General features: G+C 54.1%; 12 protein-coding genes, 2 tRNA genes and 3 rRNA genes. 11 read left to right on the top strand and 6 right to left on the bottom strand.

What is annotated here, in order from left to right; genetic code table 11:
• Nucleotides 1-2 precede the first annotated feature (2 nt).
• Together pqiB and LMS44_RS12300 are read right to left on the bottom strand one after the other, a co-directional pair.
• Nucleotides 3-1,688 (bottom strand): intermembrane transport protein PqiB, encoded by a 1,686-nt coding sequence (pqiB, locus tag LMS44_RS12305; RefSeq protein WP_022523274.1) that lies wholly within the window; start codon nucleotides 1,686-1,688, stop codon nucleotides 3-5.
• On the bottom strand, nucleotides 1,681-3,054 hold the full coding sequence (locus LMS44_RS12300; RefSeq protein WP_022523275.1) for a paraquat-inducible protein A: 1,374 nt from the start codon (nucleotides 3,052-3,054) through the stop codon (nucleotides 1,681-1,683). The genes pqiB and LMS44_RS12300 overlap by 8 nt, the downstream gene beginning before the upstream one ends.
• Nucleotides 3,055-3,399: 345 nt before the next feature.
• Here LMS44_RS12300 and LMS44_RS12295 point away from each other — a divergent pair, with 345 nt between their 5' ends.
• The 11 genes from LMS44_RS12295 (at nucleotide 3,400) to rrf (ending at nucleotide 17,208) form a co-directional block, all read left to right on the top strand.
• The gene (locus LMS44_RS12295; RefSeq protein WP_138801482.1) at nucleotides 3,400-4,377 is read left to right on the top strand and encodes a calcium/sodium antiporter; all 978 of its coding nucleotides are present in this window, start codon (nucleotides 3,400-3,402) and stop codon (nucleotides 4,375-4,377) included.
• A gap of 289 nt (nucleotides 4,378-4,666) precedes the next feature.
• Nucleotides 4,667-6,082, top strand: a complete 1,416-nt coding sequence (locus LMS44_RS12290; protein ID WP_414122742.1) for a cytochrome ubiquinol oxidase subunit I — start codon at nucleotides 4,667-4,669, stop codon at nucleotides 6,080-6,082.
• Nucleotides 6,083-6,084: 2 nt separating this feature from the next.
• The gene (cydB, locus tag LMS44_RS12285) at nucleotides 6,085-7,086 is read left to right on the top strand and encodes a cytochrome d ubiquinol oxidase subunit II (protein WP_009286907.1); all 1,002 of its coding nucleotides are present in this window, start codon (nucleotides 6,085-6,087) and stop codon (nucleotides 7,084-7,086) included.
• 3 nt (nucleotides 7,087-7,089) lie between these two features.
• On the top strand, nucleotides 7,090-8,766 hold the full coding sequence (cydD, locus tag LMS44_RS12280; protein WP_414122739.1) for a thiol reductant ABC exporter subunit CydD: 1,677 nt from the start codon (nucleotides 7,090-7,092) through the stop codon (nucleotides 8,764-8,766).
• Entirely contained in the window at nucleotides 8,763-10,493 is a 1,731-nt protein-coding gene (gene cydC / locus LMS44_RS12275; protein WP_009286905.1) for a thiol reductant ABC exporter subunit CydC, read from the top strand. The genes cydD and cydC overlap by 4 nt, the downstream gene beginning before the upstream one ends.
• A 27-nt stretch (nucleotides 10,494-10,520) precedes the next feature.
• The gene (locus LMS44_RS12270) at nucleotides 10,521-11,513 is read left to right on the top strand and encodes an adenosine deaminase (RefSeq protein WP_027957439.1); all 993 of its coding nucleotides are present in this window, start codon (nucleotides 10,521-10,523) and stop codon (nucleotides 11,511-11,513) included.
• A 357-nt stretch (nucleotides 11,514-11,870) separates the two neighbouring features.
• Nucleotides 11,871-13,403 (top strand): 16S ribosomal RNA (locus tag LMS44_RS12265).
• Between the two features lie 116 nt (nucleotides 13,404-13,519).
• Nucleotides 13,520-13,596: transfer RNA gene (locus LMS44_RS12260), tRNA-Ile, on the top strand.
• A 105-nt stretch (nucleotides 13,597-13,701) separates the two neighbouring features.
• A tRNA-Ala gene (locus tag LMS44_RS12255) sits at nucleotides 13,702-13,777 on the top strand.
• Between the two features lie 259 nt (nucleotides 13,778-14,036).
• Nucleotides 14,037-16,926, top strand: a 23S ribosomal RNA gene (locus LMS44_RS12250).
• A 166-nt stretch (nucleotides 16,927-17,092) separates the two neighbouring features.
• A 5S ribosomal RNA gene (rrf, locus tag LMS44_RS12245) occupies nucleotides 17,093-17,208 on the top strand.
• The 16S, 23S and 5S rRNA genes sit together here with 2 tRNA genes alongside, the layout of an rRNA operon.
• Before the next feature lie 189 nt (nucleotides 17,209-17,397).
• Here the strand turns inward: rrf and guaD are convergent.
• From guaD to xdhA, 4 genes are read right to left on the bottom strand one after another with little or no spacing between them, the layout of a single operon-like run.
• The gene (gene guaD / locus LMS44_RS12240) at nucleotides 17,398-18,714 is read right to left on the bottom strand and encodes a guanine deaminase (RefSeq protein ID WP_027959593.1); all 1,317 of its coding nucleotides are present in this window, start codon (nucleotides 18,712-18,714) and stop codon (nucleotides 17,398-17,400) included.
• 1 nt (nucleotide 18,715) lies between these two features.
• On the bottom strand, nucleotides 18,716-19,594 hold the full coding sequence (xdhC, locus tag LMS44_RS12235; protein ID WP_027959592.1) for a xanthine dehydrogenase accessory protein XdhC: 879 nt from the start codon (nucleotides 19,592-19,594) through the stop codon (nucleotides 18,716-18,718).
• The gene (gene xdhB, locus LMS44_RS12230) at nucleotides 19,591-22,014 is read right to left on the bottom strand and encodes a xanthine dehydrogenase molybdopterin binding subunit (protein WP_414123373.1); all 2,424 of its coding nucleotides are present in this window, start codon (nucleotides 22,012-22,014) and stop codon (nucleotides 19,591-19,593) included. The genes xdhC and xdhB overlap by 4 nt, the downstream gene beginning before the upstream one ends.
• Nucleotides 21,998-23,467: a xanthine dehydrogenase small subunit gene (gene xdhA, locus LMS44_RS12225; RefSeq protein WP_159176839.1), complete on the bottom strand. Its 1,470-nt coding sequence runs from the start codon at nucleotides 23,465-23,467 to the stop codon at nucleotides 21,998-22,000. Before xdhA ends, xdhB begins: the two co-directional genes overlap by 17 nt.
• Nucleotides 23,468-23,498 lie beyond the last annotated feature (31 nt).

Genomic DNA, 23,498 nt, shown 5'->3' with positions numbered 1-23,498 from the left:
CCTTAATCACGTGGCGCACGCGGTATGGGGTCTTGAGCATCCAGATTATCAAACAACAGTGCTCTGGGATTGTCGTTGAGCGTGCGAGTCAAAGGCTGCAGGTCACGCATCAAGCGATCCAGTCGCTCAATGGCGGTTGTCAGCTCTTGATAGGCCGGCGATGACGGCGATAGCCCCTGTAGCGTGCTGCGCAATTCCTCCAGGGTTGCGTTGAGGTTGCCGCCCACAGCCTGGGTTTCAGGATCATTGAGCAATTGATTAAGAGAGGCGCTCACGTCGCGAACCTCATTCAGCATGCTCTCAGAAGCTTGAAGGTTACTATCCAAACCGGTTAACAGCGGTTCAACCTCAAGGGCGTTTAGTTTCTCAAGTAGATCGGTTACCTGGGCCTGTATCTGAGCAAAGCCGCCGGCTACGGTGGGGAAGACATCTCGATCTGAGAAGCGCTCGGCGACATACTCATCGGCAAGGTCGCGGTGGAAGTTCAAGTCTACAAACAGAGCGCCCGTTAACAGGCTGCCACTTTTTAGCGAGGCGCGTAGTCCGAGGCCGAACATGCGTTGGAATCTCGCCTTCCACTCTTCCAGGTCAATATCGCTATTTTCGATCCCTAGGCGCTGAGGTTCGACTCTGATCAGTACGGGGATGGCAAAGCGTGCCCGTGAGTCGGGCTGCGGAGCGGTAAAGTTCCAGGGTACGGCGGCAACGGTGCCCATGCGTACCCCGCGAAACTCTACCGGTGCGCCTTTAGAGAGTCCGCGTACCGTTTCATCGACCAGCAGTACATACTCCAAATAACGATTAAAGGTTCCTTCCCGAGCGGCATCCTCATCAGCGTAGAGAGTGAACCGTGTGTTGGCTTCAACCGGCTGACCCATGGGCAGATCTTCGGGCACGCCGAAAGTAACGCCGCCACCCAGCAGCGCTTCCAATGACTCAACGTTAACCCGAACGCCGTCGGCGTCTAAGCGGAAATCGACACCGCTAGAGGTCCAGAAGCGAGTGCTGTCGGTGACTAAGTCTGTATATGGCTCCTCAATAAATAGCTGGTGCTGCATGGTGCGTGACTCAGGCTCGAAACTATTTTCTTCGATGCGTCCCACGGTGTAGCCCTGATAGGAGACCGGGTCACCGACGCGTAGTGAGTTACCTAACTGGCTCGTCAAGCTAAGACGCAGTCCCGCTTGGCCAGCGGGTGCAACAGGGGGGATATCGCTAACGGGGAATTCTCGCCGTGGTGCTTCCTCTGTGCCTGGCTCAAGCTGTATATAAGCGCCAGAGAGCACGGTACCCAACCCACTAATACCTTCACGGCCAATGCGCGGTTTAACCACCCAAAAGCGGGTATCTTCGCGCAGAAGGTCCTCCACTTCCGGCTGAATACGAGCGGTCAGCACTGCATGGGAAAGGTCGTCAGACAGGCGCACGCTTTGTACGCGGCCTACTTCAACATTACGGCTGCGAATCAGCGTATTGCCCGCCTCAATGCCTTCAGCACTCTCCATGGTCAGCGTCACCTGAGTTCCACGACTAGCGTAATTGTCGTAAACCAGCCATAACCCAATAGCAATCGCGACGATCGGTACCACCCAAATGGGCGATAATCTGGTCTGGCGCGATGTTTTAGCCTTATTTAGCTCCTGATCGTTAATCGGGTCAGTGTTTGACGATTCTGTTTCGTTAGCCATCAACAGGTTCCTTGGTGGCCGCTTTACGGCGAAGAAGAGGGTGACGATGTGGAAGAGGGGTATCCCAAATTAAGCGCGGGTCAAAGGTCATTGCTGCAAGCATGGTTAACACAACCACGGCGCCGAAGGCGAGCGACGCAGGGCCTGGCGTAATCGACATCAGGGAGCCTGCGCGAATCAGTGCCACTAAGATAGCCACCACGAAGACATCGACCATTGACCAGCGACCAATAAACTCTGTTAGACGATACAGCCGCGTGCGACTTTGAGCATTGAACGCACTGCTACGTTTAACCACCAAACAAAGCCAAGTTAGTGCAACGAGTTTACCTACAGGTACGATAACACTGGCGATAAAGATAACCGCTGCGATCGGCCAGGAGCCCATCTGGATCAGTTGAACAACGCCACCAATAATCGTAGAAGGCGAGGAGTTGCCTAGGCTAGTAGTGGTCATAATGGGGTAGATATTGGCTGGAATATACATAATGGCAGAGGCGCCCAGCAGTGCCCAAGTACGTTGCAAGCTGTTAGGAAGACGCTGATGAAGCTTTTCATGGCAGCGAATGCAATGCCCACGGCCCTGGGGCGATAGGCGGTTAATCAGTCCGCAGGTTGGGCAGCCGGTCAGCCCTTGTTCACCAGCGGGTAGGCCTGTCCGGGTACCTTCGGGAGCCAGTGGTTCTCCCTCAAGCGAGAACCACATCCAATCGGCATCCAGGGACTGGCTTGTCATCAGCAACAGCAGCGCAAATGCACAAAACGCCCAGAAGGAGATGCCTATTTCCACATCGGCCAGGCCCGCTATTTTTATCAGGCTCACCAAGGCGCCAATAATAAAGACATCGGCCATCATCCACGGCGTTAAATGCGCCAGTGAGCGTGCAATATCGCGACTAAAGGGCAGGGGGCGATCGCGAAGTAGTCCAAATTGAAGCCAAAGAACGCCAAGCAAATACACGGCTGGCAGCACCACTATGGTCATAATAACGGCGATAGCCACCACGGGTTGGTGAAAGCCAATCAGTGTGGTGGCGGTCTGGGTCAGCTCGATGCGGTTGCTTACTCCGCTGACCGTAAAGCTAATAAACGGAAACGACACTGCCAGCATTAGTGCGACAAGCGAGGCGATGGCCAGGGCCATACTGCGCTGAGCGGGGTAGCGATGGCGCTTAACCAACACGTGTGAGCAGCGTGGGCAGCTTGCTTTCTCGCCAGAATTTAACGGCGGTAGCGCGGATACCCAGTCGCATTCGTGGCAGGCACGCAAACGCCGTCGCTGAGTTCTAACCTCAGGCGGCAAGCTGTCAACAAGGGGGGCGTTGACGGGCAGTGGACGGCGCTTAATCAATTTTTGTGGGCGCAAAAACCAAAACTCTCAGTGCGAACCCCTAGCAAAACTACTAGGATGTGGCGGATTAAGCATGTCAAACACGCATTTTAGCAAGTCTATGTCACTGAAATAATGTTTAAAAACATAGTCTGGCCGCTTGACCAATGGGTTAGTTTAGACAACGATGCTGCGGCGCAATGGCGAACAGTTAGATTCGACCTGATTGGCCGCGTACTTCCGCGTCAGGTTTACGTGCTAGTGTCGCCATATAGTGGCAGGCATTGCTAGTAATAGCATCTTACTGCCGTTGCAATGAAGTGTTGCTCAGAAGCACAACCTATAAAACAGTACCGATCATTATGTCATGAAGGAAATGAAATGTTGCTTCCCACATTAGCAGTTGTAGTTGGATTGATCTTACTGGTTTGGAGCGCCGAGAAATTTATCGACGGTGCGGCGGCAACCTCTCGTTGGCTTGGTTTGTCACCCCTATTGATCGGTATGCTGGTGATTGGATTTGGTACTTCGGCGCCGGAAATGATGGTGTCCGTGCTGGCGGCGATGGACGGAAATCCAGGTTTGGCTGTGGGGAATGCCTACGGCTCGAATATTGCCAATATCGGTTTAATTCTCGGCTTGGTAGCCCTTGTTGCACCACTGTCGGTGCACTCTAGCGTTATCCGTAAAGAGATGCCGATATTGATGCTGGTCATGTTAGCAACGGGCCTAATGCTGCTGGATGGATTCGTCGCGCGTTGGGAGGCCGTTGGCCTGTTGCTGGCATTGGTTGTCTTTATCGTTGTGAGCATTCTGCGTTCTCGCAATCAATCCGACGATGCGCTGGTGTCTGAGGTCGCTGAAACCCTGGATAGCAAGCCGATGTCCCGCGGTAAAGCCATCATGTGGACGCTGGTGGGGTTGGTGCTGCTCATCGCTAGTTCGCGGCTTCTGGTGTGGGGAGCCGTTGAAATTGCATTGCGCTTTGGTGTGAGCGATTTGATTATTGGTTTGACCGTAGTCGCCATCGGGACGTCGCTCCCTGAGCTTGCTTCCTCGATTACTGCCCTGCGTCGAAAAGAGCACGATATGGTGCTAGGCAACGTGGTTGGGTCTAACCTGTTTAATAGCTTGGCGGTGGTCGGCCTCGCCGGTGTCATTGCGCCGATTGAGGCGGGGCGAGAGGTGCTCGTGCGCGACTGGAGCGTGATGACCGGTATGACGCTGCTGATGATCCTGTTTGCGTTTTCTTGGCGTGGTCGTCCGCGGCGCATTAATCGCTTGGAGGGGGGGATTCTGCTGGCGCTGTTTGTCGCGTACACCAGCTATATGGTCAGCGTCGTTATCATGTCGCGATAGCGCCTACTTTGCCATACCGCATCGCAAGGGTAATTGGTGCGTCAATGCGACTCATCTTGGACATCCGGCGGCTATAATACAATGGTTGTCCAAGAGGGCGCTAGTGACGGGAAGCTAAGCTGTGTGAAGCAAAGTAACGCAGGAAAAGTAACGCAAGCAAAGTAGTGTAAAAAACTAGCGTAAAGAAATAAGCTTAGTGCTTATAACTAAAAGTGTCGTGCCATGAAGGCTCAACTAAGCTTGTGTTAACCCATCCATGGGATACCGATTCAGGTCTTAGGAGAGTGAAATGGAACTTGATCCGCTGGTGTTATCGCGACTGCAATTTGCATTCGTCGTGTCGTTTCACGCTATCTTCCCAGTATTTACGATTGGTCTAGCGTCCTATATTGCGCTGCTCCATGGTCTGTTCTTCACAACGAAGAACCCTGCATGGGATCGTCTCTCACTATTCTGGACAAAGGTGTTTGCCGTTGTCTTTGGGATGGGGGTGGTGTCGGGCATCGTTATGTCGTTCCAGTTTGGCACTAACTGGAGCAATTTTTCCCAGGCCTCTTCGAATTTCCTCGGCCCCATGCTCAGCTATGAAGTTGTCACCGCGTTCTTCTTAGAGGCAGCCTTCCTGGGCGTCCTGCTATTCGGCCGCGGTAAGGTGCCTCAAGGGGTTCATTTATTTGCTGCCATTATGGTGGCGGTGGGCACCTTTATTTCTTCTTTCTGGATTCTATCCGCTAACAGCTGGTTGCATACCCCTGCGGGCGTAGAGTTAGTTGACTTCCGCTTCCACGTGACCTCCTGGAGCGAGGCGATCTTTAATCCGTCGTTTCCTTACCGCTTTATGCATATGGCCGTTGCCTCATTCTTGACCGGTGGCTTCGTTGTCGCTGGGGTGAGTGCTTGGTTTCTGTTGCGCGATCGAGACCCGGAAGCGAATCGCCGAGCTCTCTCTATGTGCCTCTGGCTGCTGCTTTTTTTGGCACCGACTCAGGCCGTCATCGGCGATTTTCATGGCATAAACACCCTGGAGCACCAGCCGACTAAAGTGGCTGCCATGGAAGGGCACTGGGAAACCTCTGGCAATGTGCCGCTGCTGCTGTTTGCCATTCCTGACCAGGAAGCACAAACCAACCACTTTGAGCTGGCTATTCCGAACTTGGCCAGCATTATCTTGACTCACTCTGTTGATGGGGAGGTGCCGGGGATTAGTGAAGCGGCGCCTGAAGAGCAGCCGCCAGTGCTAATCGTCTTCTGGGGCTTCCGAGTTATGGTGGGCATTGGTCTGTTAATGATTGCGGTGGCGCTGACGGGGCTGGTGTTGCGCCGCAAAGGGCGTATCTATGACAAACGTCTATTCTTAAAAGGCCTGACGGCAATGATTCCCATGCCGTTTATTGCTGTTTTGGCGGGCTGGATCGTCACTGAGTCAGGTCGTTCTCCTTGGTTGGTTTACGGCATGATGACCCATGCCGAGGGGTTAACACCCTCGCTCACTGGCCCTATGGCACTGTTTACGCTAATTGGCTATGCCTTGGTCTACGGTGTGGTGTTTTATGCGGGCATTTATTATCTCACGCGCGTGGTGCGCAACGGTATGCTGCCGGAAGAAGAGCGTGAAACGACCGACGAGAACTTCAAGCGCCCCATGCGGCCTATGTCGGCGGCGCATACACCTTTTGACGATGACGTTGACCCGGTGAGGAGCTAGACATGGAAATGTTTGATCTAACGTTAGTTTGGGCCTTCATTATCGGTTTCGGCATCATGATGTATGTGCTGATGGACGGATTTGATTTAGGGTTGGGTATTCTCTACCCCTTTGCTCCCGATGAAGATGCCCGGGATGTGATGATGAATTCGGTGGCGCCAATTTGGGACGGCAATGAAACATGGCTAGTGCTCGGCGGGGCTGGGCTATTAGGCGCTTTCCCACTGGTCTATTCGGTGTTCTTGCCTGCGCTTTACATCGGCGTTTTCTTAATGTTGGCAGGCTTGATCTTCCGTGGCGTGGCTTTTGAATTTCGCTTTAAATCCCGCCGTAACCGCCGCTGGTGGAACCGCGCTTTTTGCTGGGGGTCGGCGGTTGCCGCCTTTGCGCAAGGTGCCGTGGTAGGGGCCTATATCCAGGGCTTTCCGGTTGAAGATTTTGCCTATGTGGGCGGTGCCTTTGACTGGCTAACGCCTTTCTCGGTGCTAACGGGGCTTGGCTTGATGGCAGGCTACGCGCTGTTAGGGGCAACTTGGCTAATACTGAAATCAGAGGGGCATGTGCAGGATTGGGCCTATAAAATCACTCCGCTGCTGCTGGCACTGGTGCTGTTTGTTTTTGCGGTGATTAGCCTCTGGACGCCGTTTGTGAATCCTTTGGTCTGGGAGCGCTGGTTCGGCAATATTCAACTGATTTGGGTTTTCCCATTTGCTGCCTTGGCTTGCGCTTTTGTGGTTTTCCGTTCGGTGCAAAAACGGCGTGAAGGGGTGCCTTTCCTGGCCACTATCGGCATTTATGTCTTCACCTATTTAGGCCTGATCGTCAGTAAATGGCCGGTGATCGTGCCGCCGGATTATACGCTGTGGGATGCGGCTTCTTCGCCGGAGTCACAGCTGTTCCTGCTGGTAGGTATGGTATTCGTTATCCCGATTATATTGACCTATACCGCTTGGACCTATTGGGTGTTCCGCGGCAAGGTACGTGTAGGCGAGGGATACCACTGATTCATGGTAACTGAAGACACGCTTTCTCTTACGCCGCGCAGTTGGCTGCATGCGTTGGCTAAGGGAGAGCGTAAACGCCTGCTTGGTTCAGCGCTTTGTGGCGTGTTGGCAGGTAGTCAAACGATAGTCGTGGTGGTTGGGCTTGCGTGGCTTATTGATCAGCTAGTGGTGCATCATCGATCACCCATTTCTCTATTACCGATATTTTCCCTTCTGGTGGGCAGTGTGCTGTTACGCGCTGCCTTTCAGTGGGGGCATGAAACATTAAGCCTGGAGGCGAGCCTGCGAATTCGACAGCGTGCCAGAGCTCAGCTGTTGGATAAACTGTCTGCCTTGGGCCCGGTGTGGCTTACCAATCAGCATAGCGGCTCGCTGGCAAATCAGGCGGTTGAGCATATAGATGCGCTGGAAGGTTATTTTGCGCGTTTTTACCCTCAGCTGCGCATTACGTTCTGTTTGCCGCTATTGATTCTGGCGGTGGCGGGTTGGCTGGATTATCTGGTGGCGCTGTTCCTGCTGCTTTCTGCACCGCTTATTCCACTTTTTATGGCATTGGTTGGCATGGGCGCTGAGCGCCTTAATCGCGACCAGTTCGTTGCGGTATCGCGATTGTCAGCGCATTTTATTGACCGTGTGCGCGGTATGACCACACTGCAGCTTTTTGGCCGTACGTCAGCCGCACAGCAGGATGTTTGGTATGCCACGGATGGTTATCGGCGTCTTAGCATGCGTACCCTTCGGTTGGCTTTTCTCTCATCGGCAGTGCTGGAGTTTTTTTCCTCGGTCGCGATTGCGGTTGTGGCTATGTATGTCGGTTTCGGCCTGCTGGGCTACATCGAGTACGGGCCGGCAGCATCGTTGACGCTTTTTTCGGGCTTAGCGGTGTTACTGCTCGCGCCTGAATTTTTCCAACCGCTGCGCACGCTTTCTCAGCATTACCATGATCGCGCGGCGGCACTCGGTGCCGCCGAGAGCGTGGTGAATATCCTCAATCAGCCAAGTTTGGTGAGTGGGCATCACTATATGGCTCCGCGGTCAGATAGGTCGGCCATTGAGTTAAAGGCTGCTTGCGTTGCTTATCCTAGCCGTGGGCAAGTGATAGGCCCTATCGATCTCACCATTCAGCAGGGTGAGGTAGTGGTGCTTAGCGGTGTCTCCGGTAGCGGCAAGTCAACGCTGTTAGCGCTGCTCGCGGGCTTTATCGCCCCAAGCGCTGGCAAGTACCTTCGACAAGAAAGTAGCCGCTATGCCTGGCTGGATCAGCAGCCCTGTCTCTTGCACGGCAGTTTGATCGATAATCTACGGTTGGCGGCCCCCGAAGCTTCCCGTGGAGAAATGCTTGCCGCACTCCATCGCGCTGGTTTTGGGCCTCTGTTAACTCAGCTACCCGAGGGTCTGGATACGTTAATCGGCGAGCGTGGGGTAGGGTTATCGGGTGGCCAAGCTCAACGCCTTGCCCTCGCGCGAGTGTATCTTAGCAATGCGCCGTTGGTGCTGTTAGATGAGCCGACGGCGAGTTTAGATCAAGAGACAGAGCAGTTCGTGATGGCTGCTTTGCTTGAGCTTGCCCAAGAAGAGGGGCGCACCCTGGTCATAGCGACCCACCATCCGGCCGTGATCGCCGCCGCTCAACGCCATCTGGCTTTTGAACAGGGTGAACTGGTAGAGGTGGACTCATGATGGCTATTTACCGTGACTTCCGCCCTTGGCTGCTGCTCTTAGTGCGCCGCCGCAGGCGCTTTTTGGTGGGCGCCTTGCTGGTTTGGGTCACCCTGATGGCCGGGCTTGCGCTGCTGGGGTTGTCGGGTTGGTTTATTACCGCTAGTGCTTTGACCGGTATCGCTTTAGCGCTGGGTATTCCTGCGCGGCTCGATGTTTATGTTCCCGGTGGTGGCATTCGTTTCTTCGCCTTGGCGCGCACTATCGCGCGCTATGTTGAGCGTCTGTATAACCATAATACGGTGTTAACGCTGCTTGCCGACTTGCGTTATCGGGTATTCGGCCATTTAACACGCTTCGACGACGCTCGCTTGCAGGGTGAGCGTGCCAGCGACTGGCTGAGCCGTTTAACGGCTGATATCGACACCCTGGATAATTTTTATCTGCGACTCTTGGTGCCACCATTGGTGGCGCTGCTTGGTGTATTGGCTGTGTCGCTTTTTGTGGCTATTTGGTTACCCAGCATTGCCGTGCTGATGGCGGTGACGCTGGGCTTGCTCTGGCTGGTAGCGACCTTGTTAGCGGCTGCCTGGGGATTTTCGCAAAGCTATCAGCAGGTGGTTGACCAGCAGTCGTTGCGCCGCCTAGTGGTCGACCAAGTACAGGCCTCGGCTGAGTTGATGAGCTATCAAACGACCCAGTGGCACCGGACGATGATCGCGACTCAAGAGCAGCAAGCGTTCGGCAATCAGCGCCGCTTGGGGCGTAAAGCGGCGCTAATAAACTGCCTGGTGAGTGTCATAAGCGGATTAATGGTAGTGGCAGTTATGTGGTTCGCTAGCCTGGTATTTAGCCAGCAGCTGGTCACGGGCCCTGTTTTGGTGATGGTTGCATTGATAGTGCTGGGGGTGAATGAGGCGTTTATCGCACTACCTGCTAGCTTTATCAAGCTGGGCGCTAGCTATGCAGCGGTGCGTCGGTTAAATGCGCTAACCAGCGATTCATCGTCGGCTGCCCCTGTTGTTACGCTACCTGAAGATGTTGATCTCAGCGTTCAGGTTAATCAGCTCTCTCTGCGCTATGCGCAAACATTAGAGCCCGCGCTAAGGTGTATTAATTTTCAACTACCCGCTGGAAAGCGAGCGGTGATTACCGGCAATTCTGGTGCCGGAAAATCGTCTTTAGCCAGTGTGTTGATGGGACGCTTACAAGCAACTCAGGGTGAGGCGATGGTGGGTGGCGTGCCAGTGTGGCAGCTCTCGGTCGAAAGCCGTGCTAATCACTTTGCTATGCTCACTCAGCAGGTGGATCTGTTTGATGCCTCTATTGCTGAGAACCTGCGTATTGCCAACCCCACCGCAAGCGATGAAAACCTCTGGGAGGTATTGAAGGCCGTTGCCTTGGATGGTTGGGTTGAGCAACTGCCGAAAGGCTTAGCCACGTCGGTGGGCGAAAAAGGCCAGCAGCTATCGGGTGGTCAAGGTCGGCGTTTGGCATTAGCACGGCTAATGCTTTGCAGTCCTCAAGTGGTGATTCTTGACGAGCCATTTGCAGGCGTTGATGCGGTGACGGCAAACCACCTTGCGGCTTCCCTGGATCAATGGCTGCTTAATCGAACGGTTATATTCTTTGTCCATCAAGTTGGTTCACTGAACCCATTGCCTGGGGTCGAGTACCACTGGCATTTAGATGCCGGTAGACTTAGCCAGTTCGCACTTAAAGAATCGGTAATGAGCGATATTGATTAATTGATAAGAGATAGCCAGGAGCCCTCCATGCACGAATTTTTACGCAATCTTCCTAAAGTAGAGCTCCATTTGCATATCGAAGGCTCGCTGGAACCAGAGCTAATGTTTGCACTAGCACAGCGTAATGGGATTGAGCTGCCCTATACGACAGTTCAAGAAGCCAAAGATGCTTACCACTTCAATGATCTGCAGGGGTTCCTGAATCTCTATTTTCAGGGCATGAGCGTGCTGCGTAACGAGGAAGATTTTTACGACCTGGCGATGGATTATTTCAAGCGCGCGCGGGAGGAGGGTGTTGTGCATATCGACATGCACTTTGACCCCCAGGCGCACCTACAGCGTGGTGTGCCGCTTGAAGTGGTAATGGCTGGGCTATTAAAAGCTAAGCAGGAGGCAGAGGATAACCTCGACCTCTCTATCGGCATGATTATGGCTTTTCTCCGCGACCGTCCCGCAGAGGAGGCGTTGCATGTACTTGAGCAAGCCGCTCCCTATTGGAAAATGCTAGATGCCATCGGTCTGGATAGCGCTGAACAAAACAACCCACCGGTAAAATTTGTTGAGGTGTTTAAGCGCGCTAAGCAGCTTGGGCTTGTGCGCGTGGCCCATGCCGGGGAGGAAGGCCCCGCAGACTATATTAAAGAAGCCCTGGATATCCTTGATGTTCAGCGCATTGATCACGGGGTGCGCTGTTTAGAAAGTGATGTGCTAGTTGAGCGTTTGCGCAGTGAACAGATTGTTCTAACGGTTTGCCCACTTTCAAACGTCAGCTTAAAGGTAGTAGAGGATTTGCGTGATCATCCGCTGCCCAAGCTTTTGGCTGAAGGGCTCAAAGTAACCATTAGTTCGGATGACCCCGCCTATTTTGGTGGCGGTATGTTGACCAATCACATTGCTTGCGCCGATGCGTTTGACTGGGATGAGGCGGTTTTTCGTCAGATAACCCGCAACGCCATTGAGGAAGCCTTTACTAGCCCAGGCCGACGCGAAGAACTTCTCGCTCGTTTAGCTGGGGTATAGCATTACAGCGCCTAGTCACACAGACTAGGCGCTGTTTTAATCAGATGCAGTGCTAGGTTTTTACTCATAAATATTCAAATCGCTGTTGACCCTGGCGGTGAATCGGGTAGTATACGCACACGTCAACGGGGCACGGCCTCATCGACTAGCTCTTTAACAATTTGATCAGGTAATTCATGTGGGCGCTTGCTGACGTTGGTGACAAATCACCAAATATCAAGGCAAGCGACTCAAGCAATTAAGGTTTTAAAGGATTCGTCCTTTGATATCTGTTTTGAATGAATTCGTTTGAACCTTGAGCCAAGTTTGGTTCGCTTCTGTCACTTTCGAGTGGCGGGTAAGAACCGCATAGATCTTAAACTGAAGAGTTTGATCATGGCTCAGATTGAACGCTGGCGGCAGGCCTAACACATGCAAGTCGAGCGGTAACAGGTCTAGCTTGCTAGATGCTGACGAGCGGCGGACGGGTGAGTAATGCATAGGAATCTGCCCGATAGTGGGGGATAACCTGGGGAAACCCAGGCTAATACCGCATACGTCCTACGGGAGAAAGGGGGCTTCGGCTCCCGCTATTGGATGAGCCTATGTCGGATTAGCTAGTTGGTGAGGTAATGGCTCACCAAGGCAACGATCCGTAGCTGGTCTGAGAGGATGATCAGCCACATCGGGACTGAGACACGGCCCGAACTCCTACGGGAGGCAGCAGTGGGGAATATTGGACAATGGGGGCAACCCTGATCCAGCCATGCCGCGTGTGTGAAGAAGGCCCTCGGGTTGTAAAGCACTTTCAGCGAGGAAGAACGCCTATCGGTTAATACCCGGTAGGAAAGACATCACTCGCAGAAGAAGCACCGGCTAACTCCGTGCCAGCAGCCGCGGTAATACGGAGGGTGCAAGCGTTAATCGGAATTACTGGGCGTAAAGCGCGCGTAGGTGGCTTGATAAGCCGGTTGTGAAAGCCCCGGGCTCAACCTGGGAACGGCATCCGGAACTGTCAGGCTAGAGTGCAGGAGAGGAAGGTAGAATTCCCGGTGTAGCGGTGAAATGCGTAGAGATCGGGAGGAATACCAGTGGCGAAGGCGGCCTTCTGGACTGACACTGACACTGAGGTGCGAAAGCGTGGGTAGCAAACAGGATTAGATACCCTGGTAGTCCACGCCGTAAACGATGTCGACCAGCCGTTGGGTGCCTAGAGCACTTTGTGGCGAAGTTAACGCGATAAGTCGACCGCCTGGGGAGTACGGCCGCAAGGTTAAAACTCAAATGAATTGACGGGGGCCCGCACAAGCGGTGGAGCATGTGGTTTAATTCGATGCAACGCGAAGAACCTTACCTACCCTTGACATCTACAGAAGCCGGAAGAGATTCTGGTGTGCCTTCGGGAACTGTAAGACAGGTGCTGCATGGCTGTCGTCAGCTCGTGTTGTGAAATGTTGGGTTAAGTCCCGTAACGAGCGCAACCCTTGTCCTTATTTGCCAGCGAGTAATGTCGGGAACTCTAAGGAGACTGCCGGTGACAAACCGGAGGAAGGTGGGGACGACGTCAAGTCATCATGGCCCTTACGGGTAGGGCTACACACGTGCTACAATGGCCGGTACAAAGGGCTGCGAGCTCGCGAGAGTCAGCGAATCCCTTAAAGCCGGTCTCAGTCCGGATCGGAGTCTGCAACTCGACTCCGTGAAGTCGGAATCGCTAGTAATCGTGAATCAGAATGTCACGGTGAATACGTTCCCGGGCCTTGTACACACCGCCCGTCACACCATGGGAGTGGACTGCACCAGAAGTGGTTAGCCTAACGCAAGAGGGCGATCACCACGGTGTGGTTCATGACTGGGGTGAAGTCGTAACAAGGTAGCCGTAGGGGAACCTGCGGCTGGATCACCTCCTTAAACGATGCGTCACAGTCGGTAAGCGTCCACAATGAATTACCTGATCAAGCAATAGAGCAAACGGTAGTTAGTTTAGTTGTTACAAAGGCATCAAAACTTGTAACGACTGAATAGCCGGGTCTGTAGCTCAGTTGGTTAGAGCGCACCCCTGATAAGGGTGAGGTCGGCAGTTCAAGTCTGCCCAGACCCACCAAATTTTATCCAGCACTGCGTTATTTTATGACTCGCATAGCAGGCTATGCTTCGCCATAAAATGCCTTGTTCTGAATAAAATTACCCGGAAAAGTTATGTATTAATGGGGCCATAGCTCAGCTGGGAGAGCGCCTGCCTTGCACGCAGGAGGTCAGCGGTTCGATCCCGCTTGGCTCCACCATTACGTTACTACCCTGTTTAATCTTCAATACCGTTTGTGAATGTTTCGTGACCATTGATAAGTCGCTGTGTTGTCGCTGTTGTTTTAGTTATCGCACGCCGCCTTATCACTGTTCATTGAACAGCTGCTCTTTAACAATGTATATCATGCTGACAAGAACACTTCGCAAGAAGTGCTTCTTAAATTGTGATACGTCTCAAGCGTATCCGGCAAAATGAAACGTGATCATTGCGAGATACCAGACTCCTTCGGGTTATAGGGTCAAGCAATGAAGCGCACACGGTGGATGCCTAGGCAGCCAGAGGCGATGAAAGACGTGGTAGCCTGCGATAAGGCTCGGTGAGGTGGCAACAACCTGTGACCCGGGCATTTCTGAATGGGGAAACCCACTCATCACAAGATGAGTATCGTGCACTGAATACATAGGTGTACGAGGCGAACCAGGGGAACTGAAACATCTAAGTACCCTGAGGAAAAGAAATCAACCGAGATTCCCCTAGTAGCGGCGAGCGAACGGGGACCAGCCCTTAAGCATGAGACTGATTAGGCGAACACGCTGGGAAGCGTGGCCGTAGCGGGTGATAGCCCCGTAGTCGAAAATCTGATCATGTGAAATCGAGTAGGTCGGGGCACGAGAAACCTTGACTGAAGACGGGGGGACCATCCTCCAAGGCTAAATACTCCTGGCTGACCGATAGTGAACCAGTACCGTGAGGGAAAGGCGAAAAGAACCCCGGAGAGGGGAGTGAAATAGATCCTGAAACCGTGTGCGTACAAGCAGTCGGAGCCCACTTGTTGGGTGACGGCGTACCTTTTGTATAATGGGTCAGCGACTTATATTCAGTGGCGAGGTTAACCGTATAGGGGAGCCGTAGGGAAACCGAGTCTTAACTGGGCGACACAGTCGCTGGATATAGACCCGAAACCGAGCGATCTATCCATGAGCAGGGTGAAGATTGAGTAACATCAATTGGAGGCCCGAACCAGGATCTGTTGAAAAAGATTTGGATGACTTGTGGATCGGAGTGAAAGGCTAATCAAGCTCGGAGATAGCTGGTTCTCCTCGAAAGCTATTTAGGTAGCGCCTCACGTAGTACCGCCGGGGGTAGAGCACTGTTTCGGCTAGGGGGTCATCCCGACTTACCAACCCGAGGCAAACTCCGAATACCGGTGAGTAGCGCGTGGGAGACACACGGCGGGTGCTAACGTCCGTCGTGAAAAGGGAAACAACCCAGACCGTCAGCTAAGGTCCCGAAATCCTGGTTAAGTGGGAAACGATGTGGGAAGGCTCAGACAGCTAGGAGGTTGGCTTAGAAGCAGCCATCCTTTAAAGAAAGCGTAATAGCTCACTAGTCGAGTCGGCCTGCGCGGAAGATGTAACGGGGCTAAACCAGGTACCGAAGCTACGGGTTCATCCATTAGGATGAGCGGTAGAGGAGCGTCGTGTAAGCCAATGAAGGTGAATTGAGAAGTTCGCTGGAGGTATCACGAGTGCGAATGCTGACATGAGTAACGATAAAGGGCGTGAAAAACGCCCTCGCCGGAAGACCAAGGGTTTCTGTTCGACGCTAATCGGAGCAGAGTGAGTCGGCCCCTAAGGCGAGGCCGAAAGGCGTAGTCGATGGGAAACGGGTCAATATTCCCGTACCGGACATGGTTGCGATGGGGGGACGAAGAAGGCTAGGTGAGCCAGGCGTTGGTAGTCCTGGTGAAAGTGAGTAGGCCGAGACCTTAGGTAAATCCGGGGTCTTAAAGCCGAGACACGAGACGAACTGACCACGGTCAGGAAGTCACTGATGCCACGCTTCCAGGAAAAGCCTCTAAGCTTCAGATCATGTGCGACCGTACCCCAAACCGACACAGGTGGTCAGGGTGAGAATCCCAAGGCGCTTGAGAGAACTCGGGTGAAGGAACTAGGCAAAATGGTGCCGTAACTTCGGGAGAAGGCACGCCGGCATAGGGTGAAGAGACTTGCTCTCCTAGCCCGAACCGGTCGAAGATACCAGGTGGCTGCAACTGTTTATTAAAAACACAGCACTCTGCTAACGCGCAAGCGGACGTATAGGGTGTGACGCCTGCCCGGTGCCGGAAGGTTAAATGATGGTGTTAGCCGCAAGGCGAAGCTCTTGATTGAAGCCCCGGTAAACGGCGGCCGTAACTATAACGGTCCTAAGGTAGCGAAATTCCTTGTCGGGTAAGTTCCGACCTGCACGAATGGCGTAATGATGGCCACGCTGTCTCCACCCGAGACTCAGTGAAATTGAAATCGCCGTGAAGATGCGGTGTACCCGCGGCTAGACGGAAAGACCCCGTGAACCTTTACTATAGCTTCACACTGGACGCTGATGTTGCCTGTGTAGGATAGCTGGGAGGCTTTGAACTTTGGACGCCAGTTCGAAGGGAGCCAACCTTGAAATACCAGCCTGGCATCATTGGCGTTCTCACTCAGGTCCGTTATCCGGATCGAGGACAGTGTGTGGTGGGTAGTTTGACTGGGGCGGTCTCCTCCTAAAGAGTAACGGAGGAGCACGAAGGTACCCTCAGCACGGTCGGACATCGTGCATTGAGTGCAAGAGCATAAGGGTGCTTGACTGCGAGACAGACACGTCGAGCAGGTGCGAAAGCAGGTTCTAGTGATCCGGTGGTTCTGTATGGAAGGGCCATCGCTCAACGGATAAAAGGTACTCCGGGGATAACAGGCTGATACCGCCCAAGAGTTCACATCGACGGCGGTGTTTGGCACCTCGATGTCGGCTCATCACATCCTGGGGCTGAAGTCGGTCCCAAGGGTATGGCTGTTCGCCATTTAAAGTGGTACGCGAGCTGGGTTTAGAACGTCGTGAGACAGTTCGGTCCCTATCTGCCGTGGGCGTTGGATGTTTGAGAAGGGCTGCTCCTAGTACGAGAGGACCGGAGTGGACGACCCTCTGGTGTTCCGGTTGTCACGCCAGTGGCATTGCCGGGTAGCTATGGTCGGACGGGATAACCGCTGAAAGCATCTAAGCGGGAAGCCCCCTTCAAGATGAGACATCCCTGAGGCCTAGAGCCTCCTGAAGGGCCCAGCGAGACCAGCTGGTTGATAGGCACGGTGTGGAAGCGCTGCAAGGCGTTGAGCTAACGTGTACTAATGGCCCGTGAGGCTTGACCCTATAACACCCAAGGGGTCTGGTCGTAATGATGACGTCAATGAAAACCGGATACGCAGCGTGTGGCCCCAGCGACATAACGCCAGGGCGACAGGCGATGAGACGCACACAATTGAGCAAGCAACGCTAGAAAGCCTGCTCGTCAGCATGATGTACATTAACAGTTACGCCTGACGACCATAGCACGCGTGAACCACCTGATCCCTTGCCGAACTCAGAAGTGAAACCGCTTAGCGCCGATGGTAGTGTGGGGTCTCCCCATGCGAGAGTAGGTCATCGTCAGGCACTTATTATGAAAAATCCCCCAGGGCTGATGCCTTGGGGGATTTTTTTTGCATGGTCGTGAGGGGTAAATAGTGAGGAGTGAGGGGAATAGTGAGTAGAAAACGTTGGTGTAGGGGTATCTAACGAATATCCTGTTCCACCTCACGCCTCACGCCTCACGCCTCACGCCTCACGCCTCACGCCTCACTTTTATACATCCCTTCGATGCTGGCACTGCCCGCCTGCCCAGGTTTCATAAATAGCGCGGTCGTCCGCCAGCATCATGAGTGCAAACAGCCGCTCACCAAGCGTGGTGCAGTGATTGATTCGTCGAGAGAGTAGCGATGTTGCCTGGGTGTCAATCACCACAAAGTCAGCCTCAAGGGTAGGCGCCAACTGACCGATGTGGCTATCCAACGAGAGAGCCTTGGCATTACCCATGGTTAAGCCATAAAAGCCCTGCCATGCGGTAAGGGGCTGTCCGCCTAGTTGACCCACTTGATAGGCCGCTTTAAGCGTTCCAAATCCTGATAAATCAGTGCCTGCGCCGATATCGCTGGCAAACGTATATGCCATGCCCGTCTGTTTGGCTGCTTCGCGGTCGAATAACCCGCTACCCAGAAAAAGATTGGAGCTGGGGCAAAAGGCAATATTGGCTCCTCGATCCGCCAAGCGTTTGCGCATGCCGTTATCGAGGTGAATACCATGAGCGAAGGTGCTGCGGGGCCCGACTAAGCCTGCCTCCTCATACACAGCCAAGTAGTCGCGGCTACCAGGAAAAAGTTCGGCTACCCAGTCTAACTCGCCACTGTTTTCAGCCAAGTGGGTCTGTAACCAAAGGCTAGGATCATTACGTAAGAGAGCGCCGGCAGCGTCCATTTGCGTCTTAGTTGAAGTCGGCGCAAAACGCGGTGTGACGCTATAGCCCAGGCGGTCATTGCCGTGCCAGTCTTCAATCAGTCGCTCGCTGTCAGCAATGCCAGATGCACCGTCCATCAGCGCCTCTGGCGCATTACGATCCATCAATACCTTACCCACCAGCATGCGCAGCTGGCGTTTTTGGCAGGCGGTGAAAAATGCATCTACGGAGCCGGGGTGGCTAGAGCCGAATACCTGGGCAGTAGTAGTGCCCGCACGTAGCATTTCATCCAAAAAAGCATTAGACAGCGCTTCAGCATGGACATGATTAGCAAAGCGACACTCTTCAGGAAAGGTGTAGTCGTTTAGCCAGTCAAGCAGTTGGCGGCCATAAGAAGCCATGATATCCAGCTGCACATAGTGCACATGGGTATCGATAAACCCTGGCATAATCAGCTTGTCACGATAATCAAGAACGTCAGCCCCTTTGGGTAGCAAAGGTGAGAGTTCGGTGAAATGGCCGACGGCATGAATATGCTGGCCTTTCAACCAGAGCAGTCCGTCGCCGTAATGCTCTAAGCTGCCCGGTTCAGGTGTATTGCCATCGCCAGGGTCACGGGCAAAACTAATCAATTCAGCACGAATGAACGTATCGGTAGAAGAAGTCATATCAACTCGGGGTCGTCGGAGAATCGGTCATTAGCGTTCGCACTGCCTGGGGGTCAAGGCCACGGTTTTCTTGCGAAGAGGGCGTGTCCGTTAGCCAAAGCAGTTCAGCCACCACCGTTAAAGCAATCGCATAGGGCGTTTTATTACTCAGCTTAGTGGCGTGGATGTGGCCGATAGGGCATCGCACCTGCGCAATTTGATCGGCGGAGTAACCATCGCGCTTAAGGCGTCCTTCAAAGCTTGCCCATTTGCTGTCAGAACCAATTAGCCCAATCGACGCGATGTCATCGCGCGCGATCAGCGCTTTGATCAGCGCATAGTCTTCGTCATGGTTGTGCGTCAATACCAGTGCGTGGCTATCAGCAGGTAAGGCGGCAACACTTTGCTGTGCATCTTGGAGTGAATAACAGCTAAGTCGCGGCTGCTGCTGATGGTACTGCTCGGCAAACGCATCGCTTCGGCTATCGTACCAGTGTAATTGCCAGGGAAGCGGCGCACTTAGCTTTACCAGTTGCTGCCCTACGTGCCCTGCACCAAAGATCGCTATGTGCGTTGTAGTGCCTGGAAAGGCTTCCAATAGGATATTAACGAACCCACCACAGCACTGGCCGCTTCGTCCGCCCAAAGAGAAGGCTTCCAAACTGAGGCCATAGCGTTTTTCTGTCAAACAAGCACGTGCAGCGGTAATGGTTTGCCACTCAAAGGTACCGCCACCTAGTGTATCGAAGATCGCATCGTTGGTGATCACCATGCGTGCGCCAGGCTCCCGGGGAGTGGAGCCTGCGCTGGTTACCTGAGTGGCTAATACATGCGGTATGCCGTCGCGCTGTAGGCGGTGTAACGCCGCATGCCAGCTTTCTGGGTTTTGACTAGAACTCACAGCACTTTCTTCCTGATAGCGTTGGCTGCCAGCATGACCCGCTCTGGTGTGGCCGGTGTATCTAAGTGAGGAGAGATGGCGTAACCAGTAAGGCTGGATAGCGCATCACGCAGCGCTGACCACACACTGATGCCGAGCATTAAAGGGGGCTCACCGACTGCTTTTGAACGGTAGAGACTGGCCATCGAATTGGGATGGCCTTCCATTAGCGCGACATTGAAGACGGGCGGTAGGTCGCCAAAGGTAGGGATTTTATAGGTCGCCGGGCCATCGCTGACAAGCACGCCTTTGTCGTTCCACTTAAGCTCTTCACTGGTCAACCAGCCCATTCCTTGAATGAAACCGCCCTCCACCTGACCAATATCAATGGCTGGGTTTAGTGAGTCTCCCACGTCGTGCAAGATATCGACACGATCGACCTGATACTCCCCACTCAAGGTATCCACGCTTACTTCTGCCACTGCCGCGCCAAATGCGTAGTAGTAGAAGGGCCGACCTTGACCAACTGAACGATCATAGTGAATAAGCGGTGTGGCGTAGAAGCCTTTTTCAGATAGTGATATGCGATTGAGGTAGGCTGTTTGCACCAACTCACCCCAAGGTATGCGGCGCTCGCTTTCGCCGAACCCGGCCACTAGCATGCCATCTTCCAGGCGCATCCCTTCGCGATCCAAGCCCTCTGAATAGTGCTCGGCGGCAAAATCAAACAGGCGTTCTCGCAGTTTACTGGCGGCATCCCGCGCGGCCATACCGTTTAAGTCAGCACCGCTAGAGGCAGCGGTAGGGGAGGTATTGGGGACTTTATCGGTTCGCGTAGCGGTAATGCGTACCTTCTCCAGATCCAGGCCCAGCTCCCGAGCCACTACCTGACAAATTTTAGTATGTAGCCCTTGGCCCATCTCGGTACCGCCGTGATTGATCATCACGCTGCCGTCAGTGTAAACATGCAGAAGAGCACCCGCCTGATTAAGGTGCTGGGCGGTAAACGAAATGCCAAATTTAACCGGGGTAAGTGCCAGTCCTTTTTTAATGATAGGGCTGGTGGCGTTGAAGTCACTGACCGCTTTGCGCCGTGTCCAGTAATCGCTGTCGCTTTCGAGGGTTTCAACGAGCGTATGTAGGAGTTGTCGCTGGTCGACCTGCTGGCCGTAATGGGTCACCTCGCGGCCATCGCGGTAGAAGTTGCGCTTACGTACGGTCAGTGGATCTTCGCCAATCTGGCGGGCAATATCATCCATGGCCGCTTCGATAATCATCATCCCTTGGGGGCCACCGAAGCCCCGGAATGCGGTATTAGAGGCGGTATGGGTTTTTGCTCGATGACCGACTACCTGGGCGTCCCCCAGCGAGTAGGCGTTGTCGGCGTGGAACATAGCGCGATCAACGATAGCGTCGGAAAGATCCGGCGAGTAGCCGCAGTCACCGATCACCGTAATCTCACCACCCTGAATAACGCCCTCAGCATCAATGGCGAGTCGATAGCGGTTATGGAAAGGGTGGCGTTTACCCGTGGCGCGCATATCTTCACTGCGCGGTAAGCGGAGTCGCACCGTCTTGCCTGTGCGGTGGGCAATAATCGCGGCTATACACGCCCAGGGGGAGGCCTGAGTCTCTTTGCCACCAAAGCCACCACCCATACGGCGCACTTCTACGGTCACGGCATGAAAAGGAATATCGAGCACCTCCGCCACCAGCTTCTGGGTTTCGCTGGGGTGCTGGTTGGAGGTATGGACGACAACGCCCTCATCCTCGGTGGGGTGAACCACGCAGGCCTGGCCTTCCAGATAGAAGTGCTCTTGGCCACCGACGAATAGCTCACCCTCAATCAGCTGTTCCGCTTGATCAAGCGCCTGCTGCCAATCACCACGGGTCTGCACATGAGTCGGGCGTACAAACTCCTCACGCTCCGTTGCGGCCACCGGATCTAAACTGGCAGGTTGCTCGTCTATGCTAATGGCGGCTAGCTTGACGGCACGACGTGCGGCCTGCAGCGACGTTGCGGCAACGGCGAAGAGGCATTGGCCTGCGTAGCTGATCGCTTGATCGACAAAAATGGGATCGCCCGGAAAGACCGGCCCGATATCGGTATGCCCTGGCACTTCATGAAAGGTAATCACATCGACTACCCCTGGCGCCTCTTTCACCTTGCTGAGATCAAGCTGCGTTAAGGTGCCGTGGGCGACGGGCGATAGGCCAAGCGCCACATGCAGGGCATCTGCGGGGAGTACCAAGTCGTCAATATAAGCGGCCTTGCCGGTGACGTGCTTTTCAGCACTTTCGTGAAAACTTGCGCTTCCCGCCTGTCGCTGGTCATTACTGTCCCCCGTATGACGTGCCAAGGGCCCTGAGCCTTGGATGTGGTCGTGTAGTTCACGGCGAGCACGGCTGCTATCGCCGTCCAGTTTAGTGAGCGTACGCATGGAGCATCACCTCGTGGTCGGGCGCTAAGAGAGAAAGATAGAGACGTTCAAGCAGGTTCTTGGCAGCTTGCCGGCGATAATGCTGACTGCCCCGCACATCACTCATGGGCTGGAAGTCGTCATCAAGTGCCTGCTGAGCGGCGCGAAAAGCTTCCACGCTGATGGTGCACCCTTCCAGCGCAGCTTCGGCAGCTTGTGCGCGCTTGGGAATAGCGGCCATTCCCCCAAAAGCGATGCGTACATCGTGCAAGGTGCCTTGTTCAATGCGGTAGCTAAAGGCACCGAGTAGCGCAGAGATATCATCTTCGCGACGCTTGGATAACTTCCAAACGCGTAATTGACTGTCCTCAACCGGCTGCGGAATGAAAATCCGCGAAACGACTTCATCAGCCGCTAAAGCGGTCTTTTTGTAATCGAGGAAGAAATCCTCCAGCGCTAAGCAACGCTTGCCGTTTGTGCTGGCAAGTTCCACCTGAGCTCCCAAGGCAAGTAGCACGGGTGGCGTATCACCAATAGGTGAGGCATTGGCGATATTGCCACCCAGCGTTCCCCGATTACGAATTTGCTGGGAGCCAAGCCGGTGCAGCAGGTGAGCAAACGCAGGAAAGTGCTTTTCAAATAGCGGTTCGAGCTGGGTATAGGTAACCCCGGCGCCTATCCACCAGCCGGTTTGATGTCCATGGGTAGCCTCTTCAACCGTCAATAGCTCGGCAACCCGGGAAACGTCAATCAACTGATCAAGCGGCGCCAAGCGCTGAGTGATCTCCAACCAAAGATCAGTACCGCCTGCCACCAAGCGCGCCTGGGGAGTTGCGCGACGCAATTGCGTTAGCTCTTCCAAAGACGCTGGCTGAGCAAAAAATGGCGCAGTTCCTGCCGAATCGGCGGTCTGAGTGTCGCTTTCTGACGCTGGCAACGTCGCGTCGAACCACTGAGGGCGCTCATAGGGCGTATCATTCATACGCAGCGCCGCATCGCGGATAGGACGATAGCCGGTGCAGCGGCACAAATTACCGCCCAGAGCGGCTTCTAGGTGTTCAGGTGATAGTTCTTGTAAAAGGGGAGTAGGGCGTTGAGTAAGATCGCTATGCAAGGTGAAAAGTGACATGACGATACCTGGCGTACAAAAACCACACTGACTGCCATGGCATTCGATCATCGCTTCCTGGGCTGGGTGTAGGCGACCTTTTTCCGATAACCCTTCAACGGTGACCAAGTGCCTGCCCTGTAGCTGGTGAGCGGGCGTAATACAGGCGTTAGCGCTGGTAAACTTTTGGCTACCAGCCGTTGACTCGCCAATCGCCACGGTGCAGGCGCCACAGTCACCGGAAGCGCAGCCCTCTTTGGTGCCCGTTAGGGCCAAATGCTCGCGCAGTAGCGTTAAAATACTGGCGTCGGGTGAAACGTTACACCGCTGAGGGGTACCATTGAGCAGGAACGTCATCGTTGCCATGCCGAACTCCACTGTTATTGTATAGACCGGA

Origin of the sequence: Halomonas profundus (genome assembly GCF_020865425.1) — a bacterium.
Taxonomy (GTDB): Bacteria; Pseudomonadota; Gammaproteobacteria; order Pseudomonadales; family Halomonadaceae; genus Vreelandella; species Vreelandella titanicae.
The sequence above is the reverse complement of the archived record's forward strand: the minus strand, read 5'-3'. Positions and strand labels throughout refer to the sequence as shown.

Coding starts and splice junctions, on each gene's coding strand:
- xdhB (WP_414123373.1), bottom strand. CDS start 22,014: ATGCGTACGCTCACTAAACTGGACGGCGATAGCAGCCGTGCTCGCCGT.
- guaD (WP_027959593.1), bottom strand. CDS start 18,714: ATGACTTCTTCTACCGATACGTTCATTCGTGCTGAATTGATTAGTTTT.
- cydC (WP_009286905.1), top strand. CDS start 8,763: ATGATGGCTATTTACCGTGACTTCCGCCCTTGGCTGCTGCTCTTAGTG.
- cydD (WP_414122739.1), top strand. CDS start 7,090: ATGGTAACTGAAGACACGCTTTCTCTTACGCCGCGCAGTTGGCTGCAT.
- LMS44_RS12270 (WP_027957439.1), top strand. CDS start 10,521: ATGCACGAATTTTTACGCAATCTTCCTAAAGTAGAGCTCCATTTGCAT.
- pqiB (WP_022523274.1), bottom strand. CDS start 1,688: ATGGCTAACGAAACAGAATCGTCAAACACTGACCCGATTAACGATCAG.
- xdhA (WP_159176839.1), bottom strand. CDS start 23,467: ATGGCAACGATGACGTTCCTGCTCAATGGTACCCCTCAGCGGTGTAAC.
- cydB (WP_009286907.1), top strand. CDS start 6,085: ATGGAAATGTTTGATCTAACGTTAGTTTGGGCCTTCATTATCGGTTTC.
- LMS44_RS12295 (WP_138801482.1), top strand. CDS start 3,400: ATGTTGCTTCCCACATTAGCAGTTGTAGTTGGATTGATCTTACTGGTT.
- LMS44_RS12290 (WP_414122742.1), top strand. CDS start 4,667: ATGGAACTTGATCCGCTGGTGTTATCGCGACTGCAATTTGCATTCGTC.